The organism is Sporichthya sp., assembly GCF_013815995.1.
Lineage (GTDB): Bacteria > Actinomycetota > Actinomycetes > Sporichthyales > Sporichthyaceae > Sporichthya.
In genome coordinates this window covers 1-6,442 of record NZ_JACDFE010000243.1, presented here as the reverse complement: position 1 = coordinate 6,442, position 6,442 = coordinate 1, and the positions used below count along the sequence as shown (strand labels likewise).

Below are 6,442 nucleotides of genomic sequence, written 5' to 3'. Positions count from 1 at the left end.
GAGTGGCCGAGGACCGCCCGAGCCCTGGGGCGGGCCGGGGGACCCGCCGGGGTCTGACGCTCCGGTTCTGACGCGCCCGAGGGGGGGGTGACGGGGCGTCAGAGAGTGGGCGTCAGAGGATGCAGGGGTTGAGTGTGTACGCCTCCGTCCATTCGCCGGTGCTCAGGTCCTGCGCGGTGACGTAGCGGGTGCGGTGGTCGCAGCGCACCGTGGTGCCGACGTGGAAGGTGGGCTCGGGCAGGCCCTCGTCGTAACCGGTCCGCACCGTGCGGGTCCACAGCGTCTTGCCGCCCTTGGTCGCCACCACGACCTTGACCTTGCCCTCGGAGAACCCGATGCCGTCGACGCGGTAGCGGGGAGCGCCGTCCTTGGCGGTCCAGAGGCCGGCGTCCAGGCTGGGCGGGACGCTGACCGTGCAGGCCTGCTCGCAGCCCTGCGGAGTGCCGGTGCCGTCGGGGGTGGTGGCTCCGGCCGGAGCCGCACCCGCCAGGCCCAGGATGCCCAGCCCGAGGGTGGTGGCGAGGGCGGTTGCGATCCGGGTGCGCTGGCGGGTGGCGGTCATCTCGGCGTCTCCTTCGAGTGGCGGGCTGCCCCTTCGGGCCCTGTTCGGTACGACACGAATCCTGTCCGCGGGACCACCGGTGTCGCTGCGGTCGCCGACCCAACCTGCGTGGGTAGTCGTACCCATCTCCCGCCGATCCGCACCCCAGAATGGGTTCTTCACCCGTACGGCGGATCGAGTCGATGACAGGGTGACCGGCCATGGGGGGGAATACCAGGACAAGTCGCCGACGCCGGTCGAATGATTGACGACATCGAGCGCGGATTTCTCGATTTGCTCGGGCCGGATGACTACGCCGCGCTACTCGAGTTGGGCGTGCGCCGTCGCTTTCCGAGCGGAACCGCGCTGGCGTTGGGGGGCGATCCGTCGCACGAGGTCTTCATCTTGCTCAAGGGACTGGTGAAGGTCTCGGTCTCCTCGGTGGACAGCCGTGAAGTCGTGCTCGACGTGGTCGAGGCGCGCACGCTGCTCGGCGAGGTCTCCGCGGTCGACGGCGGGCAGCGGTCCGCGGCCCTGACCGCACTGAGTGCGATCGAAGTGGCCTGCATCCCGACCGCGGCGTTCAACACCTTCCTCGACGCGACGCCGAATGCTTTGCGCTACCTGCTGGTCGATGTGGCGTCCCGGCTGCGCCGCAGGATCCAGGCGCTGCAGTCGCTGCGCCAGCTCGGCTGGGTGGAGAACACCGGCGCGGACATCGTGATCCGCGACCTGGACCGGGTCCGGGGCCGCGCCGTCCGCTGATGGTGCGCGTGATTGTCCTGGTCGAGGGCGAGAGCGACCGGGTCGCGCTGACGACCCTGGCTGCCCGCCGGGGTCGCGACCTCACGGGCGAGGGCGTCGAGGTCGTCGCCATGGGCGGGATCACCAACACCTACGCCCACCTGCAGCGGTATGCCCCGACCGGGGTTCGGCTCGGCGGGCTCTACGACGCCGCCGAGGCCTCACACCTGCGCTCCGCGTTGGACCGCGCCGGCGTTGCTGCGGACGGCTTCTTCGGCTGCGATCCGGACCTGGAGTACGAGCTGATCCGTGCTCTCGGCGTTTCCGCGGTGGAGGACGTCATCGAGGCGCAGGGGAGCTCCGGTCGCTGCGACTGCTGGCCGGGATGCCCGCCCAGCAGGGCTGGGCGAGCGAGGAGGTACTGCACCGGTTTCTCGGGGTACGCGCCGGGCGCAAGGCCCGCTACGCGCGACTGCTGGTGGAGGCCTTGGGCCTGGGAGCCGTGCCGCGGCCGCTGGACGCGGTGCTCGAGATCTGAGTCAGGTGCTCGCTTCGAGGTCGCCCTCGGTCTCCAGGTAGGCCTGCCGCAGTCCGGCCAGCGTCTCCGGGTCGGGCTCGGCCCACATCCCGCGGTCGGCCGCTTCGAGCAGACGTTCGGTGATGCCGTGCAGAGCCCAGGGGTTGGACTCGGCGAAGAACTTGCGCTGCTCGGGATCGAGAACGTAAGCCTCCGTCAGTTTTTCATACATCCAGTCCTGCACGACCCCGGCGGTGGCGTCGTAGCCGAACAGGTAGTCGACGGTGGCGGCGAGTTCGAAGGCGCCCTTGTAGCCGTGCCGGCGCATCGCGGTGATCCAGCGCGGATTGACCACGCGGGCCCGGAAGATGCGCGCGGTCTCCTCGGACAGGGTGCGGGTGCGCACCGCGGACGGATTCGTCGAGTCGCCGATGTAGGCCTCGGGGCTCTTGCCCGTCAGTGCGCGGACGGTGGCGACCATGCCGCCGTGGTACTGGAAGTAGTCGTCGGAGTCGGCGATGTCGTGCTCGCGGGTGTCGATGTTCTTGGCCGCGACCGCGATCCGCTTGTAGGCGGTCTCCATGTCCGGTCGCGCCGGCATCCCGTCGAGGTCGCGGCCGTAGGCGTAACCACCCCAGACCGCATAGACCTCGGCCAGGTCGGCGTCGTCGCGCCAGTTCCGCGAATCGATCAGGGGCAGCAGGCCGGCGCCGTAAGCACCGGGCTTGGAGCCGAACACCCGCAAGGTGGCGCGGCGCCGTGCCACGGGGGACTCGCCGCCGTGCCCCGCGATGTCCTCGTCCACATGGGCGTGGACGTAGTTGTCCTCGGCCGACTCGTCGAGCCCGGCGACCAGCGCAACGGCGTCGTCCAGCATCGCGACCACGTGCGGGAAGGCGTCCCGGAAGAAGCCGGAGATGCGCACGGTGACGTCGACGCGCGGTCGGCGCTCGCCCTCGATCTCCAGTTCGTCCAGCGGGATCGCCTCCAGGCCGGTGACCCGGCGGGAGGCCTCGTCCCAGACCGGGCGCACCCCGAGCAGGGCGAGCACCTCGCCGATGTCGTCGCCGGAGGTCCGCATCGCCGAGGTGCCCCAGACCGACAGGCCCACCGAGCGCGGCCACTCGCCGTTCTCGCGGCGGTAGCGCTCGAGCAGCGAGTCCGCCATCGAGGCACCGGTGGCGTAGGCCAGCCGGGACGGCACGGCCTTGGGATCGACGGAGTAGAAGTTGCGCCCGGTCGGCAGCACGTTGATCAGGCCGCGCAGCGGCGACCCGCTCGGCCCGGCCGGCACGTACCCGCCGGCCAGGGCGTGCAGCACGTGCGCGATCTCGTCCCCGGTCTTGTTCAGGCGCGGCACGATCTCCGTCGCTGCGAAGCGCAGCACGTCCGCCACAAGGGGGGCGACGATCTCATCGGCGACGGCGGGGTCCCAGCCGGCGGCGTCCATCGCGGCGACCAGGGCTCGGGCGGTGGCCTCGACGGCGTCGGTCTCGGCCATCGTCGCGGAGCCGTCCTCGGCCAGGCCGAGGGCTTCGCGCAAACCGGGCAGGGCGGCGACGGTACCACCCCACATCTGACGGGCCCTCAGCATGGCGAGGACCAGGTCGATGCGGGGTTCGCCGGCCGGGACCTGGCCGAGGATGTGCAGGCCGTCGCGGATCTGGACGTCCTTGATCTCGCACAGCCAGCCGTCGATGTGCAGGATGACGTCGTCGAACTCGGCGTCGTGCGGGCGGTCCTCGAGGCCGAGGTCGTGGTCGAGCTTCGCGGCCTGGATCAGCGTCCAGATCTGCGCGCGGATCGCCGGCAGCTTGGCCGGGTCCATCGCCGCGATGTTGGAGTACTCGTCGAGCAGTTGCTCCAGGCGCGTGATGTCGCCGTAGCTCTCGGCGCGGGCCATCGGCGGCACCAGGTGGTCGACCAGGGTGGCGTGCGCGCGGCGCTTGGCCTGCGTCCCCTCGCCCGGATCGTTGACCAGGAACGGGTAGATCAGCGGCAGGTCGCCGATCGCGGCATCCGTCCCGCAGGACGCGGACATCGCTGCCGTCTTGCCCGGCAGCCACTCCAGGTTGCCGTGCTTGCCGACGTGCACCATCGCGTCGGCGCCGAAGCATCCGGCGTTCTTGCTGCCGAGCCAGTGATAGGCGGCGAGGTAGTGGTGCGACGGCGGCAGGTCGGGGTCGTGGTAGATCGCGACCGGGTTCTCCCCGAACCCGCGGGGTGGCTGGACCATCACCGCGAGGTTGCCCGCGGTCAGGCAGGCGAGCACGATCTCGCCGGCGGGGTCCTGCGAGCGGTCGACGAAGAGCTCACCGGGGGCCGGGCCCCAGTGCTGCTCCATCGCCTCGCGCAGCTCGGCCGGCAGGGTGGCGAAGTGCGCCTGGTAGGCGGCGGCGGAGATCCGGACCGGGTTGCCTGAGAGCTGAGTCTCCGTCAGCCAGTTCGGGTCCTGCCCGCCGGCGGCGATCAGGCCATGGATGAGGGCGTCGCCGTCGCGGGCACCGAGGCCGGGGAGGGCGCCGTCACCGTCGAGTGGACCGACGTCGTAGCCGGCGTCGCGCACGGCGTGCAGGAGCACGATGACGCTGGCCGGGGTGTCCAGGCCGACAGCGTTGCCGATGCGCGAGTGCTTGGTCGGGTAGGCGCTGAGCATCAGCGCGAGCTTCTTCTGCGCCGGTGCGATGTGCCGCAGCCGCGCGTGCCGGACCGCGATGCCGGCAACGCGGGCGCAGCGCTCCGGGTCGGCGACGTAGACCGGCAGGCCGTCGGCGTCGATCTCCTTGAACGAGAACGGCACCGTGATCAGCCGGCCGTCGAACTCCGGCACCGCGATCTGGGTCGCAGTGTCCAGCGGCGAAAGGCCGTCGTCGGATTCGGCCCAGGTCTCCCGTGAGGAGGTCAGGCACAGGCCCTGCAGGATCGGCACGTCGAGCGCCGCGAGGGCTTGGACGTCCCAGGCCTCGTCGTCCCCGCCGGCGCCCACGTCGGCCGGCCGCCGGCCGCCGGCGGCGAGCACGGTGACCACCAATGCGTCGGCCTTCGCGAGCTCGGCCAGCAGCCCGGGGTCGGGCACCCGCAGCGACGAGCAGTACATCGGCATCGCGACCCCGCCGTGCCCCTCGATCGCCTGCGACAGCGCCTCGACGAACGCGGTGTTCCCGGCCACGTGGTGCGCCCGGTAGTAGAGGATGCCGATTCGCGGTTGCGGCGTGCCTTCCGCCGAAAGCGCAGTTGTGCGGGTCGATTCGGCGATTTCCGCCTGTAGGTCTGCGCTTTCGTGGGACGACACGCGGTCCAGGTGGCCCCAGTCCGGCAGCTGGGCCGGGGGAGCGAAGCCCTCGCCGGTGAGCAGCACGGTGTCGGACAGGAAGTTGTGCAGCTGGCCGAGGTTCGCCGGGCCGCCGTAGGCGAGGTAGACGTGCGCCTCCGCGGCGACCCCGGCGGGCACGGTGGACAGGGCCATCAGGTCGGCGTCAGGGGTCGACTCGCCGCCGAGCACCATCAGCGGGACGCCGCCGGGCGCCAGGGCCTGCGCGCGCAGGGCGTCGAAGCCGTCCTGCCAGTCGCGGTAGCCGCCGAGCATCCGGACGAGCACCAGGTCGGTGCCCTCGACCATCGCGAGCACGTCGGCGAGATCGTGCTTGGTCGGGTTGGCCAGGCGGTAGTCGGCGCCGGAGCCTCGCGCCGACAGAAGGTCGGTGTCGGACGTCGACAACAGCAGGTGCGTGCCCATGGGCGGGTGTCCTCCCTCGGGGTCCGCGCCCCGGGCCGGTCCTGGCGACGCCTGGAGTGTCTGGCTCCCCGGTGAACCGGGTCACAGTCGCGGGACGGCGCCGGTCTCGCACCGGCTTCCTCGCAGGTCGTCGCGTTGCAGCGCCCACTCTCGCATACGGGCGGTGGCCCGACGGAGTCGGGAATTCCGTGCTTTGGGCTGAGCACTGGTGGGTTCGTAGGATCGCGGGGTGCCCTCTCCCTCACCGACCGCCCGACGGGCGGGACCTGACGCCTGCCCGGGCGTGCTCTCGGTGTGGAAGGCCGAGGACGGGGGCCTGGCTCGGGTGCGCACTCCAGGCGGCGTGCTGAGCGCTGCCGGCCTGCTGGTTCTCGCCGACGCGGCCGCGGACCTCGGTACTGGGGTGCTCGAGTTGACCGGCCGGGCGAACGTACAGGTCCGGGGCCTGCGCCCGGGCGCGGAGCAGGAGCTCGCGGCGCGGTTGCGACCCGCCGGGTTGCTGCCCAGCGACAGCCACGAACGGGTGCGCAACATCGTCGCCTCGCCGCTGACCGGGCTGGTCTCGGACCGGCCTGATGTCCGCGCCCTGGTCGAGGGGATCGACGACGGCCTGATCGACAACCCGCTCCTGGCCACCCTGCCCGGCCGGTTCCTGTTCTCCGTGGACGACGGCGCCGCCGACGTCACCGCGCTCACCGCGGATGTCGCCCTGATCGCCACCGGGGAGACCTACGCCCTGCTGCTGGGTGGGCACGAGGTCGGGCTGTGGGTCGAGGCCGACGAGGCCGTGGCCGCGGTCCTGGCTGCCGCCGAGGGTTTCCGGCTCGAGCGGGCGCACCTGTGCTCGCCGGCCTGGCGGCTGGCCGAACTGGAGGAAGGCCCCGCGCGGGTCGCGGTCCGGGTC

General features: G+C 71.9%; 4 protein-coding genes, 2 pseudogenes and 1 riboswitch. Of the genes and pseudogenes, 4 read left to right on the top strand and 2 right to left on the bottom strand.

Annotated features, from left to right (window positions below):
* Positions 1-112: 112 nt before the first annotated feature.
* Positions 113-562, bottom strand: a complete 450-nt coding sequence (locus H0X00_RS20390; RefSeq protein WP_293774341.1) for a hypothetical protein — start codon at positions 560-562, stop codon at positions 113-115.
* A gap of 240 nt (positions 563-802) precedes the next feature.
* Between H0X00_RS20390 and H0X00_RS20385 the strand changes: the two genes are divergently transcribed.
* The 3 genes and pseudogenes from H0X00_RS20385 (at position 803) to H0X00_RS20380 (ending at position 1,823) form a co-directional block, all read left to right on the top strand.
* Positions 803-1,306 carry a Crp/Fnr family transcriptional regulator gene (locus tag H0X00_RS20385; RefSeq protein ID WP_293774340.1) on the top strand — a complete coding sequence of 168 codons (504 nt, stop codon included), beginning with the start codon at positions 803-805 and terminating at the stop codon, positions 1,304-1,306.
* Positions 1,306-1,380, top strand: a pseudogene (locus tag H0X00_RS23965) (ATP-dependent endonuclease); the annotation flags it as partial. The gene H0X00_RS20385 and the pseudogene H0X00_RS23965, both read left to right, overlap by 1 nt.
* Positions 1,381-1,670: 290 nt before the next feature.
* On the top strand, positions 1,671-1,823 hold the full coding sequence (locus H0X00_RS20380; RefSeq protein WP_293774339.1) for a hypothetical protein: 153 nt from the start codon (positions 1,671-1,673) through the stop codon (positions 1,821-1,823).
* 1 nt (position 1,824) lies between these two features.
* Here H0X00_RS20380 and cobN read toward each other — a convergent pair whose 3' ends face one another.
* On the bottom strand, positions 1,825-5,538 hold the full coding sequence (gene cobN / locus H0X00_RS20375; RefSeq protein WP_293774338.1) for a cobaltochelatase subunit CobN: 3,714 nt from the start codon (positions 5,536-5,538) through the stop codon (positions 1,825-1,827).
* Between the two features lie 54 nt (positions 5,539-5,592).
* Positions 5,593-5,660, bottom strand: a riboswitch (cobalamin riboswitch).
* A gap of 107 nt (positions 5,661-5,767) precedes the next feature.
* Between cobN and H0X00_RS20370 the strand changes: the two are divergent.
* Positions 5,768-6,442 (top strand): annotated as a pseudogene (locus H0X00_RS20370) (precorrin-3B synthase); the annotation flags it as partial.